Here is a 15,968-nt window from a genome sequence, read left to right on the forward strand (position 1 = left end):
TAAATTTGATGGCGGAGGAAGTGAGATTCGAACTCACGGAGGGCGTAAACCCTCGCCGGTTTTCAAGACCGGTGCCTTCAACCACTCGACCATTCCTCCGTTGAAAACGAGCGGAATAATATAAGTTTTAAAGATGTCGGTCAAGAGAAAAATCGACAAAAATCGCTAAATGATTTTTTTTTCAGCATAACCGACTATTTATGCTTACTTCCTAATCAACCACACGCCACTTTCTACGTGATGAGTATAAGGGAACTGATCAAACAGTGCCGCACGCTCAATACGATGCGTTTGGGTTAATTGTTGTAAATTCTCTGCTAACGTATGAGGATTACACGAAATATATAAAATTCGCTCGTAAGCCTGCACCATATTTAGAGTATCTTGATCTAAACCAGCTCGTGGTGGATCAACAAAAATCGTATTGCAATTATACGCTTTCAAATCAATCCCTTTTAAGCGATTAAATTCACGCACACCGTTCATCGCTTGAGTAAATTCTTCCGCTGACATTCGAATAATCTGCAAATTATCGATCTGATTCTGTTCGATATTATATTGTGCAGAATGAACCGAAGATTTTGAGATCTCTGTGGCTAGCACTTGGCGGAAGTTCTCCGCTAATGCAATCGAGAAATTTCCGTTACCGCAATAAAGCTCTAATAAATCACCGCTACTATTTTTGGTACAGCTTCTTGCCCATTCCAACATTTTGATATTCATTTTCGCATTCGGTTGAGTAAAGCTATTTTCGACTTGGCGATAAATTAAATTACGCCCGTCCACCGGCAATACTTCTTCAACATAATCACGATCTAAAGCGATCTTCTGTTTAGTCGCTCGTCCGATAATTTGCACGTTAAAACCGTGATTTTCCAAACGTGTTTTTAATGCTACAGCTTCCGCTTGCCATTCTTCCGTCAACTTTTTGTGGTAAAGCATTGAAACCGCAATTTCACCGCTTAACGTGCTAAGATAATCCACTTGGAATAATTTACGCGTGAGTAATTCACGGCCCTTAATTTCAGCGAGCAAGCAGCTCATCATCTTATTGATCAGTTGATTAGCAATTGAAAATTGATCGACTCGATAACGCTGCTTAGTTTCCTGATCGAACATAATGTGATACAGCTCATTTTCTCCGGCTGCATTAGTGTCGTGCCACACACGAAACTCTGCACGCATACGGAAATGGCTGGTTTCAGACGCAAACACTTCAAGTTCGGGCGGATTAAAAGGTGCAAGTAAAGCGGTCAAATTTTCTGCTTTTTTTGCAAGAAGATCAGCATATTGCTCAATAGGAAGATTCATCATTTTTTACTGTCTGTATTACTGCCTCAAAATACGGCAATTTTAAAAATCAAAATAGTATAAAAAAATAAACCACAAAATACCCCGACCAACACTTACGTGTTTTCAGCGTATTCCGTGGCATATTTAAAACGGTAAATACTCAGAAATACTGATTATTCAGCTGCACTGAAATCATCACCGGCATCATTACCCGCATTACCTGAAAGCGTATAAATACGTTTGGTTTTACTGGTTAATGAGCGATATTTTGACCATGATTTTTCAATAATGCTTTCAGCAATTTCATCGCCTTTCATTACAGCAACAAAACGTTCTTCTTCTGCCGTTACCGGACTACGTTCGCCTGATTCTAACGCTAAACACGCTTGACCGAATTGCTCTAAAGTTTGTGCCTCACGAATAGTGTAATCACCATGACGTGCAAAACCACGCGGATAATTTTTATCATCAAAGAAACGACGCGTAACGCTAAAACTCTCTGCCATAATATGCCTCTTATTTAAAATTTATTGCTGAATTTGGAAAGAAAAAATCGACCTACCATTAAATCAATTATTCAAAATAAGTCAAGAAAAAATAGTTTAGATTATGTGATTTATAAGGATTGACGAAATCAGATTAATCTTTAGAATAAATTAAGTCTATTCAGACATTCATTCGATATATCGCAAGTTTTGTGTATAGGAAATGAACAAATCTAATTGTATTCAATTCTATTTTTTCATCGTTATACCTTGCTTGTCATTTTTAACTTCTCTTAAGGATTTAAGGACTTATGTTAGAAATCTGGCAACAATTCAAACAAACTTATCTGATTAAATTTTGGAATCCAATTCCAGCCGTTATCGCAGCCGGTATTCTCTCTGCCTATTATTTTGGCTTAACCGGTACTTATTGGGCGGTCACTGGTGAATTTACCCGTTGGGGAGGAGAAATCTTACAGATATTCGGTGTTGATATTTCAGGTTGGGGATACTTTAACCTAATCGGACTGGACGGAACAATTTTCACTCGAATTGACGGCTTAATGATTCTCGGTATGTTCACCGGCTGTATTGCCGCCGCATTGTGGGCGAATAATATGAAAATTCGGATGCCGCAAAATAAAATCCGGATTTTTCAGGCATTAATCGGCGGAGCTTTAGCCGGCTTTGGAGCTCGTCTAGCGATGGGCTGTAATCTTGCCTCTCTCTTTACCGGTATTCCGCAATTTTCTATGCACGCTTGGTATTTTACTATCGCTACTGCTATCGGGACTTACGCAGGGGTAAAATTTACGTTGTTACCAATGTTCCGACCGCCACTTAAACTGAAAAAAGGCTCAGGTAAAGTCAAAGCTAGTAATCCTAAGCACGCAAACATCCGCTTTTGGATTGGGATGATAGTCTTTATTGCTTGGGCAATGGCTTCCATCTATATATTGCAATATTCAATAAAATTAGGTTTTGCAATGTTATTCGGACTAGGCTTTGGTTTATTGATCGAGCGAGCACAAATTTGCTTTACATCTGCATTCCGAGATTTATGGGTTTCAGGTCGTTCACATATGGGCAAAGCGATCATTTACGGAATGTTAATCGGCACAATTTGCGTATTTAGTTACATTCAATTAGGCATGAATCCGAAGATTATGTGGGCTGGTCCAAACGCTATTCTCGGCGGTTTATTATTCGGCTTTGGTATCGTATTAGCCGGCGGTTGTGAAACTGGTTGGATGTACCGTGCAATGGAAGGTCAAGTGCATTTTATGTGGGTCGGCGTTGGGAATATTGCCGGTTCAACGCTACTTGCTTATCTCTGGGACGATTTAGCCCTGGTGCTTGCCCTAGATTATGAAAAAATTAACCTCTTAAAATCATTCGGCCCGATTAGCGGTTTATTGATTAATTACGCATTAATGATTGCTTGTCTTATCTTTATCGTATGGTGGGAAAAACGCTTTATCAGCAAAGCGAAAGCAAGAATAGCAGCAACCAATACCTATACTATTAACTAACCAAAAGGAAACACACTATGGCTTTTATCGTTATTGAACAAAAAGACAAACACCCGAGCGAAATCACACCGGATTACACATTAGATATGCTAGGCGAACCTTGTCCGTATCCGGCTATCGCCACTTTAGAAACGTTACCAACGCTACAAGACGGCGAGATCTTAGAAGTATTAAGCGATTGTGCACAATCTATCAACAATATTCCGGTTGATATGAAAAATCACGGCTATACCTTACTAAGCGTTGAGCAAGACGGTCCAACCTTACGCTATTTAATTCAAAAATAGCGAATAAAAATCATAAAAAAGACCGCTTGTAATGAAGCGGTCTTTTTCACTAAAGTTTTACCAACTAATCAATCGGTGGCACATAAGTACCGTTTACAATCGAATCTTTGATACGATCCGCTTCCGCTAATACTTGTGCTAATAATGCTTTCACATTTTCCAATGTTGCGATCGGGCTTAACGTGGTCATCTTAAGTGATTGTTTGTCTCCCACTTTAGTTACGCCGATATTCGCTTCGCCACGTGCGAAAAGCTCGTCCGCTACGTTTTGGTTTAAGGTATCGATAAATTCTGCCGGATAGCCTTGCGGTACGACACGGAATAACACCGAAGCGAATTGGCTTGGCACTAACATTTCTAAGCCGTCAGTTGCGTTAATATAGCCTTCCACTTCTTTCGTTAAGTTCACACCGTGATCAATCATTGAAGCATATAAATCTTCACCTAACGCTTCTACCGTAAACCATAATTTTAATGCGTCAAAACGACGAGTGGTTTGTAATGATTTCGCCACTAAGTTCGGTACACCGTGTGCCTCGTCATATTCTGAATTAAGATAATCCGCTTTATAGTCGATAAAACGATAGTTTGCCTGATCTTTTAATAAGAACGCACCACACGAAATACTTTGGAAGAAGTGTTTGTGGAAATCTAAGGTGATTGAATCAGTTTCCTCAATACCGTCTAAGAAATGACGGAAATCTTTAGAAAGTAATAACGCACCGCCCCAAGCCGCATCTACGTGTAACCATGCACCGAATTTATTGGTGATGGCACGAATTTCTTTTAAAGGATCGATTGCACCAGCGTCAGTCGTACCGGCAGTTGCTACTACACAAGCAACAATTTTGCCCTGTGCGGTCAAACCCGCCAATGTTTTCTCTAATGCTACAACGTCCATTTGAGCGTTTTCATTGCACGGTACGGTCACAACAGATTGGAAACCCATTCCCATCATTGCCATATTTTTTTGTACTGAGAAGTGAGCATTTTCCGAGCAAACCACTTTCACATTTTTCATTGCATCTGCCGGAATACCGTCACGTTGCACAGACCATTCCGAACCGTCTTCGTTTTTCCAGTTTTTCGCAATCGCCCAGTCACGAGCGAGCAATACGCCCATTAAGTTTGATTGCGTACCGCCTGAAGTAAACACGCCTGAAGTACCGGCACCATAGCCAACTTTTTGACGTAACCAATCAATTAAATGTTCTTCCATAATCGAACCTGCTGGGCTTTGATCCCAAGAGTCCATTGATTGGTTGGTCGCATTAATTAACACTTCCGCAATTTGGCTGGTTACCATTGTCGGGCAATGTAAATGTGCAAGCGAGTGAGGGTGATGAACTTTAAGGCTTGGTTTTAAGAAAATTTCCACTAAGTGCTCAAGCGATTGTTGTACGCCTACACCTTCTTTTGACGGATTAAAACCGTCAATCAAAGCACGCATTTGCTTGATTGAACCACCAGTGTACATTTTATCATTTTTTAACCAAGCACTGACCGCTTGCACCGCATTATTCATCGCATTTTCATAATCCGCGATTGATTGCGGATCACTACAGAAAAGCGACTGTCTGTGTTTTGAAATATCTGCCATTTTTTCTCTCGCACCTAGCACGAGTCGTGCTAGGTTATAATTAAGCTCAGCCCCGTTGGGGCTAGGATATAAAAAGAGCCACAGCGTGGCTCAGATAAAGCACCCCTACACGACACGGCTCGTGTAGGGTTTAGAATTAGCCACGCACCGCTTTAATTGCATCCGCCACAGATTGTTTGAAGCGTTTGATAAACTCTTCACATTCCGCTTGGTTGATGTTTACTGCACAAAGCACACGTACTACGTTACCACCACGTCCACCACGTTCTAGCAATAATTTATTGTTGAAACACGCTTTTTGAATTGCGACCGCTAATTCACCGTCTTGTGGGTAAGCACCGGTTGCATCTTGCGGTTTACGCTCATCAACGATATCGATACCCATCATTAAGCCACGACCACGCACATTACCGATACATGGAAATTCTTTGCTTAATTCACGTAATGCGTTGGTTAAGTATTCGCCACGTTCTTGAGCATTTTTCGCTAAGTTTTCTTCACGCATAATTTTTAATGAAGCATAACCGGTTGCCATTGCTAATTGGTTACCACGGAAAGTACCGGTGTGACCTGCCGGCTGCCATGCGTCAAATTCTTTACGAATGGCTAATACTGCTAATGGCAATGAACCGCCAACTGCTTTTGACATTACCACAACATCAGGTTCAATGCCTGCGTGTTCGAAAGCGAACATTTTACCGCTACGACAAAAACCTGCTTGAACCTCATCCACAATCATTAAAATGCCGTGTTTTTTGGTTACTTCACGTACTTTTTGTAAGAAACTGATAGGAGCAGGTACAACACCGCCCTCACCTTGAATTGCTTCTAAAATAACTGCTGCCGGTTTTACTACACCGCTTTCCACATCTTCAATAAAGTTTTCAAAATAGTGTTCAACCGCTTTTGCACCGACTTCACCGCCGATACCGAACGGACAACGATATTCATGCGGATACGGCATAAATTGCACGCCCGCCATTAAGTTTTGTACCGCATTTTTCGCACTTAAGTTACCAGTTAATGATAACGCACCATGTGTCATACCGTGGAAGCCACCAGAAAATGCGATAACATTACCACGACCGGTATAAGTTTTGGCTAATTTGATTGCTGCTTCGTTAGCATCCGCACCTGATGGGCCGGTAAATTGAAGGATATATTGATCTTTCGGGAAGAATGAAAGTAATTCTTCTGTGAATGCGTCTTTTAGTGGTGTGGTTAAATCAAGTGTATGTAACGGTAAACCGCTGTCTAATACGTCTTTGATTGATTGCATTAATACCGGATGGTTGTGACCTAATGCAAGTGTTCCTGCGCCCGCTAAGAAGTCAAGGTATTCATTACCTTCAACGTCTGTTACCCAGCAACCTTGTGCTTTTGCGTAAGCAAAAGGTAATTTACGAGGATAACTACGAACATTTGATTCCATTTTATCTTGACGATCTAAGAAATGTTTGTTTGATGCGAGAACTGCTTTTACAGGAGTGGTAATTGTCATTTGAAATAAAACCTTCTAAAAAGAGGTGAAAAAAAATAAGTCGGGTGCCTTGCGGGAAGCCTAAGCTTTCTGATTCTAAAAAACAGATGCCATGGGGCATTTGACTCGCTACTTATTAAAAAAAGCGTTTCAGCTTTTTTGTTTTTACCCTATATCTCCCAAAGAAAAGAATTGTGGGATAGGTTGGAAACAAGCTCAAATGTAGGGTTACATTTAAGAACGGCTAATAGTACATTTTTTTTACAAAAAAGGAAGTGATTTTTACCGCTTACGGCAAGATCTAAGCCTAACAGTTCAAAATCGGAACGATTGCTTAATATTACATATAAAAAAACCCGACTTAAAGTCGGGTTCTTAAAAACTGAATCAAATTATTTGATTTTAGCTTCTTTATAAACAACGTGTTTACGCACAACCGGATCAAATTTTTTGATTTCCATTTTTTCAGGCATATTACGTTTGTTTTTAGTTGTTGTGTAGAAGTGACCAGTTTCAGCAGTTGAAACTAATTTGATTTTCTCACGATTACCTTTAGCTGCCATTGGTTAGCTCCTTAGATTTTTTCGCCACGAGCACGGATTTCAGCTAATACTGCATCGATGCCTTTTTTATCGATAATACGCATACCTTTCGCTGTTAAGCGTAAAGTTACGAAACGGTTTTCACTTTCAACCCAGAAACGGTGAGTGTGTAAGTTAGGTAAAAAACGACGACGAGTCGCGTTTAATGCGTGTGAGCGGTTGTTACCAACTGCTGGACGCTTGCCGGTTACTTGGCAAACTCTTGACATTTTAATTCTCCAATTACTTAAGTAATGTTTAAATGGTTCGGGCGATTAGGACTCATATCAGTTTATCTAATTGCCTCGTCAGGCTCAGCCCGACCAAAGTCATATTTAAAGACCACGGATTATACTCGCTTTAATAGCGTTATTCAAGCCTCAATTTATGAATTATTTCGGCGATACTTTTCTTCCTCAAAAGAAAAATAATTGCCTTTTCCAACCACAATATGATCAACAAAACGAATTTCAACCAAATCACACGCCATTTCAATCTTTCTAGTTAATGCTCTGTCCGATTCCGAAGGCGTACAATTCCCCGAAGGATGATTATGGGCGACAATAATTGCCGCCGCATTACATTTTAATGCCTCTTTAATAATTTCTCTAGGATGTATCGTTGCCTGATTAATCGTACCGTAAAACATTTTTTCTTTTTTAATTAGACGGTTTTGATTATCTAAGAACATTACCATAAATACTTCTCGCTCTTCCGATTCTAGCTCACTCTGAAAACACATTACCGCTAAATGAGGTTCACTAATATTTTCTCTGACTTGCATTTGTTGTGCCAAATAACGCTTGGTCATTTCTTTAGAAGCCTGTAATTGAATAAATTGCGTTTTGCCTAATCCTTTAATTTGACAGAATGCCTTCAAATCCGCACTCAACAATCCCCTTAACGAACCAAAGTGTTTTAGCACCGCTTCAGATAACTGCATCACCGGCATCCCTTTAATACCGGTACGCAAAAAAATGGCTAATAATTCATAATCGGTTAAAGATTCCACACCATAAGCCAATAGCTTTTCCCTTGGCATTAATTCGTTATCATTCATTATTTTTACTCAAGTTCACTGAAATAACCCCGAAGCATAAATAAGCAAACTTATTGAAGCAAAAAGGTAATGCTATTTTTTCGATATGGATCGCAAAAATCACTTTATTGTGAGTGAGTGCTTATTCAGGTAGAATGATACTAGTGATTTTCTTTGCAAAGCAGAGAAATGAATTAGAGATTAAAAGGAATAGCTATGCTGCATAATAAGAAAATTTTAGTCGGTATTACCGGCGGTATTGCCGCTTATAAAACGATTGAATTAATTCGTCTTTTCAAAAAAGCCAATGCCGATGTACGAGTCGTTTTAACGCCGGCTGCCGAAGCATTTGTGACTCCACTTACCCTACAAGCGATTTCAGCCAATGCCGTTTCCAATTCCTTATTAGATCCGCAAGCGGAATTAGCGATGGGTCATATTGAATTAGCAAAATGGGCGGATATCGTGGTGATTGCACCGGCATCTGCCGATTTTATCGCACGTTTACGTGCTGGTATGGCAAATGACTTACTCTCAACCCTCTGTTTAGCAACCGCCAGTCCGATTTTTCTTGCACCGGCAATGAACCAACAAATGTTCAAACAAACGGTTACGCAAGAAAATTTAGCCGTATTAGCCAATCGTGGTGTACAGATGATCGGTCCAAATAGCGGCTTCCAAGCTTGTGGTGATGTTGGAGCAGGCAGAATGTCTGAACCGAGCGAGATCCTCCAAGCAGTATACGATCACTTTAACCATACACAAGATCTGAAAGATCTTAGCGTGACCATTACCGCTGGCCCAACCCGTGAAGCGATCGATCCAGTGCGTTATATCAGCAATCATAGCTCCGGTAAAATGGGCTTTGCGATTGCTGAAGCATTTGCCAAACGTGGTGCAAACGTGAATTTGATTGCCGGTCCAGTCAATCTTGCCACACCGGTAAATGTCGCTCGAATCGATGTGGAATCGGCACTAGAAATGGAACAACAAGCGGTCAAATTTGCCCAAAAATCAGCAATTTTTATCGGATGTGCTGCGGTTGCCGATTATCGAATGGCGGAAATCGCCCCGCAAAAAATCAAAAAAACCACTGATAATGACGAACTAATTCTTAAATTAGTAAAAAATCCGGACATTATCGCCAATGTGGCAAATTTAACCGAAAATCGCCCGTTTACCGTGGGTTTTGCAGCGGAAACGCAAGATGTAGCGAACTACGCTAAAGATAAACTTAAACGCAAGAACTTAGATTTAATCTGTGCCAATGACGTATCCGGCGGACAAGTATTCGGGCAAGATCAAAATTCGCTCCACCTGTTTTGGCAAAACGGGGAGAAAATCTTACCGCTTGCAGATAAAAGCAAACTGGCGGAAGCCTTAGTTCACGAGATTATTGAGCAATTTAAACACGACAAATAGGAACATAAATGAAACAAATCGATTTAAAAATTTTAGATAGCCGTATCGGCAACGAATTTCCCTTACCGGCTTACGCCACCGAAGGTTCGGCTGGTTTAGATTTACGAGCATTAACAGAAAGTGCTTTAACCGTAGAACCCGGTCAAACCGTCTTAATTCCAACCGGTATTTCCATTTATATCGCGGATCCGAATTTAGCTGCGGTAATTTTACCTCGTTCAGGTTTAGGGCATAAAAACGGCATCGTGTTAGGCAATTTAGTCGGTTTAATTGACAGCGATTATCAAGGCCCATTAATGGTGTCATTGTGGAACCGTAGCGATAAGCCTTTTACCGTTGAAGTCGGCGACCGTATTGCTCAGTTAGTTTTTGTACCGGTGGTTCAAGCCAGCTTCAATATCGTAAACGATTTTGCACAAACCGAACGTGGCGAAGGTGGTTTCGGTCATTCGGGTAAACAGTAATTCGATACCCAAACAAGCGGTCGAATTTGTAAAAAAGTTTGTAAAAATGACCGCTTACCGTTTCTTTTAATGATGAGCAGATGACTAACAAGAGAAATTTATGACACAACCAACAGTGAAGATGCCTAAAAAATCGGTAAAAGAACGCCAGCAACAAGTTCTCGAAGTGCTGATTGGGTTATTAAATTCCGAAGACGGTATGCAGCGAGTAACCACCGAACGTTTAGCCAAAGCAGTAGGCGTATCAGAAGGGGCGTTATATCGCTATTTCCCAAGCAAAACTAAAATGTTTGAGGCGTTAATTGAACGTATCGAACAAACGCTAATCAGTTATATTAATGCCAGCAAACGCAAAGAAAATTCGACTGCATTAGCAGTGAAAGCCATTCTCTATACCGTAATCGAATTTGCTCGCAAAAATCCGGGCGTAACTCGTATTCTGACTGGTCATGCACTTATGTTTGAAGACGATCAATTAAAAACACGCGTTGCCAAATTTTTTGACGGCTTAGAATTTCAATTCGCCAATATTTTACAAATGAGTAAATTGCGTGAAGGTAAATCCTTTGAAGATGAACGTGCGTTAGCTGGTTATTTGGTTAATTTTTGTGAAGGTCAATTTTTACGCTTAGTACGTTCTAATTTCAGTTATAACCAACACCAACATTTTGAAAAACAATGGGCATTAATTAAGCCGTTATTTGAGTAAATTTTATGATTATTCCATGGCAAGAGCTTGAGCCTGAAACATTAAATAATGTTTTAGACTCATTTATTTTACGAGAAGGCACCGATTACGGAGAAAGAGAGCTGTCTTTAGAGGAAAAACGTGAACGTTTATTCGCTCAATTAAAGGCGGATAAAGTCGTGATTGTGTGGTCTGAACTTCACCAAAGCCTTGATATTAAAGATAAAAAATCTTTCTTAGGCTAATTCATACTCCCGTGATACAATCACTTAGTTTAAAATATTAAAAGCTATAAAAGAATTTATCGAGGTTTTTTATGCAGATGCAAGATATTTCAATTTCAACACCTCAATTAGACAGTGAAATGACTGTCACACCCTCTATCCACGATCCTGCGGTAGAGTGGTTTCTGACTCACTGTCATATTCATCGTTATCCGTCAAAATATACGCTGATTCACGCTGGGGAAGATGCCGAATCATTATTTTATATCGTTAGCGGATCCGTTGCGGTATTTATCAAAGATGAAGAAGGCAAAGAAATGATTCTTTCGCATCTTGGTCAAGGCGAATTTGTCGGGGAAATCAGTTTATTTGAAGAATCTGTTCAACCGCGTACCGCTTGGGTTAAAACCAAAGGTGCTTGCGAAATTGCAGAAATCTCGTATAAAAAATTCAAACAGCTTGTGCATTTAAACCCAGATATTTTAATGTATCTTTCAGCACAAATGGCTCGCCGTTTACGCCAAACGTCACGTCAAGTCAGTAATCTTGCGTTCTTAGATGTCACCGGTCGTATTGCACAAACTTTAATGAATCTGGCGAAAATGCCGGATGCGATGACCCACCCTGAGGGAATGCAAATTAAAATCACCCGACAAGAAATCGGACAAATGGTCGGTTGTTCACGTGAAACGGTCGGCAGAATCTTAAAAATGTTAGAAGATGAAGGCTTAATTTCAGCCCACGGTAAAACCATTGTGGTTTACGGCACTCGCTAAAGTTTAATGAAATCAGACCGCTTGTTAACACTAGCAAGCGGTCTTTTTTTATTCGTCTTTTACATAGCGTTTGATAAATTTTGCTTGGTGCTTTTCAATCACTTCTTCCATCGAAATATCGTATTTGTCTGCCAAAATAAATAGATTATCCAGCACATCACCCAGTTCTTCCACTAAACACTTTCTTTTTTCTTGATAAGACGCTTCCGTTTCATTCGGGCGATCCCGACCAATTTCAATTGCACGCACCGCACGTGCCACCTCACCGACTTCTTCACTTAAAAAGTTTACTCGAATAAACGGGTTATAGCGATACCAACCCTGTGTTTGATAAAATTCTCTAACCCAATTTTGATAATCTTGAATCTGCATATAACTTCCTTAAATTGTAAAAAACGGTAGCAATGCTACCGCTTGTATTCTAGCTTTCTTCCCAACTTGCAAACTCAATATATTCTGCCAATTCCGGGAATTGTTTGAGCCACTTATTCCATTGTACTAAATCTACTTCCACTTCAACCAATCGGTCACCAAACTGATTAAAGGCTTCATTTTTAATACAATTCTGTAAACGGAATTGCGTATAAATTTGCCCAGCGGTTGCCGGTAATAATATCTTCTCACGCACTAACTCATTGCGTAAACATTCCCGAATCGCTTCATACAACAAATCAATACCTTGATTGGCTTGTGCGGAGAGATAAACCGAAATCGGTTTGCCGTCATCATTCCGCTCAATATGTGGCATCACACCTTCGAGTTTATCGACTTTGTTATAAACCAATAAGGTTGGAATGTCTAACGCACCGATTTCGTCTAAAACTTGATTAACCGCATCAATATTTTCATTTTTGCGATCATCCGCCGCATCAATCACGTGTAACAGTAAGCTCGCTTCGGTGGTTTCTTGTAACGTGGATTTAAAGGCAGAAACCAAATCATGCGGTAAGAAACGAATAAAACCGACCGTATCCGCTAAGATTGTCGTACCGACATCCTGAATCTGCATCCGGCGTAAAGTCGGATCAAGTGTTGCAAATAACTGATCTGCTGCATAAACGCCGGCATTAGTGATTGCATTAAACAAGGTAGATTTCCCAGCATTGGTATAACCCACCAATGAAACGGTCGGAATATCCGCTTTTTGGCGAGTTTTCCGATTTTGGCTACGCTGCTTATTCACTTTCTCTAAGCGGTTTTGTAACTGTTGAATCCGCACTTTAATCAAACGGCGGTCGGTTTCCAGCTGGGTTTCGCCCGGTCCGCGTAAACCGACTGCACCGCCCTTTTGCTGATCTTGATTGCCCAAACGGCGAACCAAACGGGTTGCCAAATGTTTAAGTTGAGCCAACTCGACCTGTAATTTACCCTCGTGCGATCTGGCTCGTTGGGCAAAAATATCTAAAATCAGACCGGTTCTGTCCACCACCCGACATTCACATAATGCTTGTAAATTACGAGTTTGTGACGGACTAAGCTCGTGATTGACTAACACCACCGTAGTTCCCAACTCTTTTACCGCTTGAGCAATTTCATCGGCTTTACCTTGTCCGACAAAATATTTGATATGTGGTGCAGAACGAGAAGTGGTTAAGGTGGCAAGAATTTCAACACCAGCCGATTCAGCAAGCGTTTGAAATTCCATAAGATTCTCAATATCTTTAGTTTGAGAAAGAAAGAGGTGGACTAAGACCGCTTTATCTTGCGTATGAGAAAAGTCTTTTGTCTGTTTCTCAGATAAAGCAAAGCCAAATACAGCATTTTCATCTGTATTTGGCATTTCATTATGAATTAAGGCTTCAGTAGTAATAACTTAATTATTCCGTTTTGTCCGCAGCCGCTTCAACTGCCGGAGCAGGTTGAGCTTGTGCCGCACCGCCGTTGTTATGAGAAACTGAGCGAGCCGGTACTACGGTTGAAATTGCGTGTTTGTAAACCATTTGGCTTACCGTGTTCTTTAATAAAATTACGAATTGGTCGAAAGATTCGATTTGTCCTTGTAATTTAATACCGTTAACTAAATAAATTGAAACAGGAATACGCTCACGACGAAGTGCATTCAAATATGGATCTTGTAAAGATTGACCTTTTGCCATTTTCTTTTCCTTTTTATTGTTGTGGTGAATATTGTTTTAGTGCCAAAGGCGAAGACGATATTATCATAATTTAATTAAGTTTTGTTCGATCTTTTTCATCATTTTTAACTTAGAACTGGTCGGATCTAAACTGTCCAACCATTCAATTTCGCCATTCCAGCCTCTTAACCAAGTTAATTGACGTTTTGCGAGCTGACGAGTGGCACAAATGCCTTTGTAAATCGCTTCATCGAGCGAAATATCGCCATCCAAATACTCCCACATTTGACGATAACCGACACAACGAATAGACGGCAGATCTTTATGTAAATCACCTCTAGCACGTAATTTTTCTACTTCTTGCTGAAATCCGAGATCGATCATTTTCTGAAAACGTTGCTCAATTCGCTGATGTAATACCGCTCTGTCTTGTGGTGCAATCGCAAATTGCAACACCTGATAAGGCAAACTCTCACCCTGTTGAGCAGTTAACTCTGTCATTGTTTTGCCTGTGATATAAAAAACTTCCAAAGCACGATTAATCCGTTGACTATCATTAGGATTAATTCGATTGCCGGCAACCGGATCTATCTCTAATAATTCACGATGCAATCCGTTCCAACCAATTTGCTCCGCTTTCGCTTCAATCTCCGCACGAATATTATCATCAGCGGAAGGTAACGGCGAAAGCCCTTCTAACAATGCTTTATAATAGAGCATCGTGCCACCGACTAATAACGGAATACGTCCACTTTCGCGAATTGCTGCCATTTCTCGTAACGCATCAGCACGAAAATTCATCGCTGAATAACTTTCGCTCGGATCTAAAATATCAATTAAACGGTGTGGGGCAAGTGCCAATTCCGCTTTACTCGGTTTTGCCGTGCCAATATCCATGCCTTTATAAATTAATGCCGAATCGACACTAATTACTTCCACCGGCAGCGTTTGACGTAATGCGATTGCTAAATCCGTTTTGCCCGAAGCGGTCGGCCCCATTAAAAAAATTGCTAAAGGTTTCTGATTCATATTATTCCGTCTAAAGTTACAAGCGGTCGCATTTTAGCGGAAATTTGCCAAAAGCCCAAATGGAATTCCTTTTGTTAGCCATTTCTTAGCGATTGCCTCACAGCACGAATTACAATACCAAAGTAAATAAAGCCTTCAATAAAGAAGGCTTAAAAAATCATTAAACATGGGAAATCTCATTGATGAGCTCTGGGCGTTTGTGTAACAGATCCAGTAAAGTTTTTGCCGCGCCACTCGGCTTACGTAACCCCTGTTCCCATGAACGAAGCGTTGCAACAGAAATCCCTAATTTTTCAGCAAACTTCGGCTGTGAAAGGTTCGCTCGTTGGCGAGTTTCTACAATAGGGGAAACCTGAATTTGAGATATTCTCCCGATTTCCCCATTTTTCGCACTCGCTAGTGAAAGACGTAAATCATTAGCATATTCTGCCATTTCAGGATCATCAGCAATAATTGCTTGCACCATTGCATCAATATCCCAGTCTTTGGTTGCATCTTGAGTAAGTTTTGCATAATCCGTCATTTTGTTAACTCCATTAGTTTTTTTAGATCTTTATCCGAAATATTTTCTTTTTCACTCTTGCAATAAATATCAATCATCAGAATGAAACCTGCTTGTAAAACATTAAAGTAAAGTACTCTTACACCACCACGTTTTCCACGCCCTTGATAATGCCAACGAACTTTCCTTACGCCTTTACCATGCTGAATTACATCTCCAATTTTTGGGTTCTGCGAAATATAAGTAAAGAAGGCTAAACGCTCATCTTCATCCCAAATTTTCTTAGATTCTTGTTCAAACTTCAGAGTTTCAATAATAGTGTACATTAACCTCTCCTTACCAAATGTATTATACTACTACCTTGTAATATCTCAATGTAATCATCAAATACAGAAAAATCAATATACAACGATTTAAATTAGCTATATCCATAAAAAACGGCGATAAGTTTGCACCTATCGCCGTTTTTATCTTATTTACTCAGTTCATTG

The 15,968-nt window shown here is 40.2% G+C and carries 20 protein-coding genes and 1 tRNA gene; 7 read left to right on the plus strand and 14 right to left on the minus strand.

From position 1 onward, the window contains the following. Positions 1 to 9: 9 nt before the first annotated feature. The 3 genes from NYR60_RS05865 to NYR60_RS05875 form a co-directional block, all read right to left on the minus strand. A tRNA-Ser gene (locus NYR60_RS05865) sits at positions 10 to 99 on the minus strand. A gap of 105 nt (positions 100 to 204) precedes the next feature. Next, complete coding sequence (gene trmA / locus NYR60_RS05870) at positions 205 to 1,311, minus strand: tRNA (uridine(54)-C5)-methyltransferase TrmA (RefSeq protein WP_279467969.1); 1,107 nt, start codon at positions 1,309 to 1,311, stop codon at positions 205 to 207. A 155-nt stretch (positions 1,312 to 1,466) separates the two neighbouring features. After that, the gene (locus tag NYR60_RS05875) at positions 1,467 to 1,799 is read right to left on the minus strand and encodes a DUF413 domain-containing protein (protein ID WP_279466080.1); all 333 of its coding nucleotides are present in this window, start codon (positions 1,797 to 1,799) and stop codon (positions 1,467 to 1,469) included. Positions 1,800 to 2,089: 290 nt separating this feature from the next. On the opposite strand from NYR60_RS05875, the gene yedE reads away from it, so the two are divergent. Both yedE and yedF read left to right on the plus strand, forming a co-directional pair. Next, complete coding sequence (yedE, locus tag NYR60_RS05880) at positions 2,090 to 3,310, plus strand: selenium metabolism membrane protein YedE/FdhT (RefSeq protein ID WP_279466081.1); 1,221 nt, start codon at positions 2,090 to 2,092, stop codon at positions 3,308 to 3,310. Between the two features lie 17 nt (positions 3,311 to 3,327). Then, positions 3,328 to 3,597, plus strand: a complete 270-nt coding sequence (yedF, locus tag NYR60_RS05885) for a sulfurtransferase-like selenium metabolism protein YedF (RefSeq protein ID WP_279445299.1) — start codon at positions 3,328 to 3,330, stop codon at positions 3,595 to 3,597. Between the two features lie 64 nt (positions 3,598 to 3,661). On the opposite strand, the gene ddc is transcribed toward yedF, so the two are convergent. From ddc to radC, 5 genes are all read right to left on the minus strand, one after another. Next, a complete protein-coding gene (gene ddc, locus NYR60_RS05890) occupies positions 3,662 to 5,197 on the minus strand; it encodes an L-2,4-diaminobutyrate decarboxylase (protein ID WP_279466082.1) in 1,536 nt (511 codons plus the stop codon). A gap of 136 nt (positions 5,198 to 5,333) precedes the next feature. Beyond that, entirely contained in the window at positions 5,334 to 6,698 is a 1,365-nt protein-coding gene (locus NYR60_RS05895; RefSeq protein ID WP_279466083.1) for a diaminobutyrate--2-oxoglutarate transaminase, read from the minus strand. 371 nt (positions 6,699 to 7,069) lie between these two features. Next, the gene (gene rpmG, locus NYR60_RS05900) at positions 7,070 to 7,240 is read right to left on the minus strand and encodes a 50S ribosomal protein L33 (RefSeq protein ID WP_005624479.1); all 171 of its coding nucleotides are present in this window, start codon (positions 7,238 to 7,240) and stop codon (positions 7,070 to 7,072) included. Positions 7,241 to 7,251: 11 nt separating this feature from the next. After that, positions 7,252 to 7,488: a 50S ribosomal protein L28 gene (rpmB, locus tag NYR60_RS05905; RefSeq protein ID WP_005599762.1), complete on the minus strand. Its 237-nt coding sequence runs from the start codon at positions 7,486 to 7,488 to the stop codon at positions 7,252 to 7,254. A gap of 155 nt (positions 7,489 to 7,643) precedes the next feature. Further along, positions 7,644 to 8,318, minus strand: coding sequence for a RadC family protein (gene radC, locus NYR60_RS05910; protein WP_279466085.1), 675 nt, complete (start codon positions 8,316 to 8,318; stop codon positions 7,644 to 7,646). A 195-nt stretch (positions 8,319 to 8,513) separates the two neighbouring features. Between radC and coaBC the strand changes: the two genes are divergently transcribed. From coaBC to crp, 5 genes are all read left to right on the plus strand, one after another. Beyond that, the gene (coaBC, locus tag NYR60_RS05915; RefSeq protein WP_279466087.1) at positions 8,514 to 9,719 is read left to right on the plus strand and encodes a bifunctional phosphopantothenoylcysteine decarboxylase/phosphopantothenate--cysteine ligase CoaBC; all 1,206 of its coding nucleotides are present in this window, start codon (positions 8,514 to 8,516) and stop codon (positions 9,717 to 9,719) included. A gap of 8 nt (positions 9,720 to 9,727) precedes the next feature. After that, entirely contained in the window at positions 9,728 to 10,183 is a 456-nt protein-coding gene (dut, locus tag NYR60_RS05920; RefSeq protein ID WP_279466089.1) for a dUTP diphosphatase, read from the plus strand. Between the two features lie 100 nt (positions 10,184 to 10,283). Next, the gene (slmA, locus tag NYR60_RS05925; protein WP_279466091.1) at positions 10,284 to 10,892 is read left to right on the plus strand and encodes a nucleoid occlusion factor SlmA; all 609 of its coding nucleotides are present in this window, start codon (positions 10,284 to 10,286) and stop codon (positions 10,890 to 10,892) included. Between the two features lie 5 nt (positions 10,893 to 10,897). Next, positions 10,898 to 11,116 carry a YheU family protein gene (locus tag NYR60_RS05930; protein WP_279445310.1) on the plus strand — a complete coding sequence of 73 codons (219 nt, stop codon included), beginning with the start codon at positions 10,898 to 10,900 and terminating at the stop codon, positions 11,114 to 11,116. Positions 11,117 to 11,193: 77 nt separating this feature from the next. Further along, positions 11,194 to 11,871 (plus strand): cAMP-activated global transcriptional regulator CRP, encoded by a 678-nt coding sequence (gene crp / locus NYR60_RS05935; protein ID WP_279467970.1) that lies wholly within the window; start codon positions 11,194 to 11,196, stop codon positions 11,869 to 11,871. 48 nt (positions 11,872 to 11,919) lie between these two features. On the opposite strand, the gene NYR60_RS05940 is transcribed toward crp, so the two are convergent. From NYR60_RS05940 to NYR60_RS05965, 6 genes are all read right to left on the minus strand, one after another. After that, positions 11,920 to 12,243, minus strand: coding sequence for a MazG-like family protein (locus NYR60_RS05940; protein ID WP_279466093.1), 324 nt, complete (start codon positions 12,241 to 12,243; stop codon positions 11,920 to 11,922). Positions 12,244 to 12,292: 49 nt separating this feature from the next. Beyond that, positions 12,293 to 13,651 (minus strand): ribosome rescue GTPase HflX, encoded by a 1,359-nt coding sequence (gene hflX, locus NYR60_RS05945; protein ID WP_279466095.1) that lies wholly within the window; start codon positions 13,649 to 13,651, stop codon positions 12,293 to 12,295. A gap of 37 nt (positions 13,652 to 13,688) precedes the next feature. After that, a complete protein-coding gene (gene hfq, locus NYR60_RS05950) occupies positions 13,689 to 13,967 on the minus strand; it encodes an RNA chaperone Hfq (protein WP_279466097.1) in 279 nt (92 codons plus the stop codon). 63 nt (positions 13,968 to 14,030) lie between these two features. Further along, entirely contained in the window at positions 14,031 to 14,975 is a 945-nt protein-coding gene (miaA, locus tag NYR60_RS05955) for a tRNA (adenosine(37)-N6)-dimethylallyltransferase MiaA (RefSeq protein WP_279466098.1), read from the minus strand. Positions 14,976 to 15,135: 160 nt separating this feature from the next. Continuing rightward, entirely contained in the window at positions 15,136 to 15,498 is a 363-nt protein-coding gene (locus NYR60_RS05960) for a helix-turn-helix domain-containing protein (RefSeq protein ID WP_279466099.1), read from the minus strand. Beyond that, entirely contained in the window at positions 15,495 to 15,803 is a 309-nt protein-coding gene (locus NYR60_RS05965) for a type II toxin-antitoxin system RelE/ParE family toxin (protein ID WP_279466102.1), read from the minus strand. The genes NYR60_RS05960 and NYR60_RS05965 overlap by 4 nt, the downstream gene beginning before the upstream one ends. Positions 15,804 to 15,968: the final 165 nt, after the last annotated feature.

The sequence above is a fragment of the Actinobacillus genomosp. 2 genome (assembly GCF_029773605.1).
Taxonomy (GTDB): domain Bacteria; phylum Pseudomonadota; class Gammaproteobacteria; order Enterobacterales; family Pasteurellaceae; genus Actinobacillus.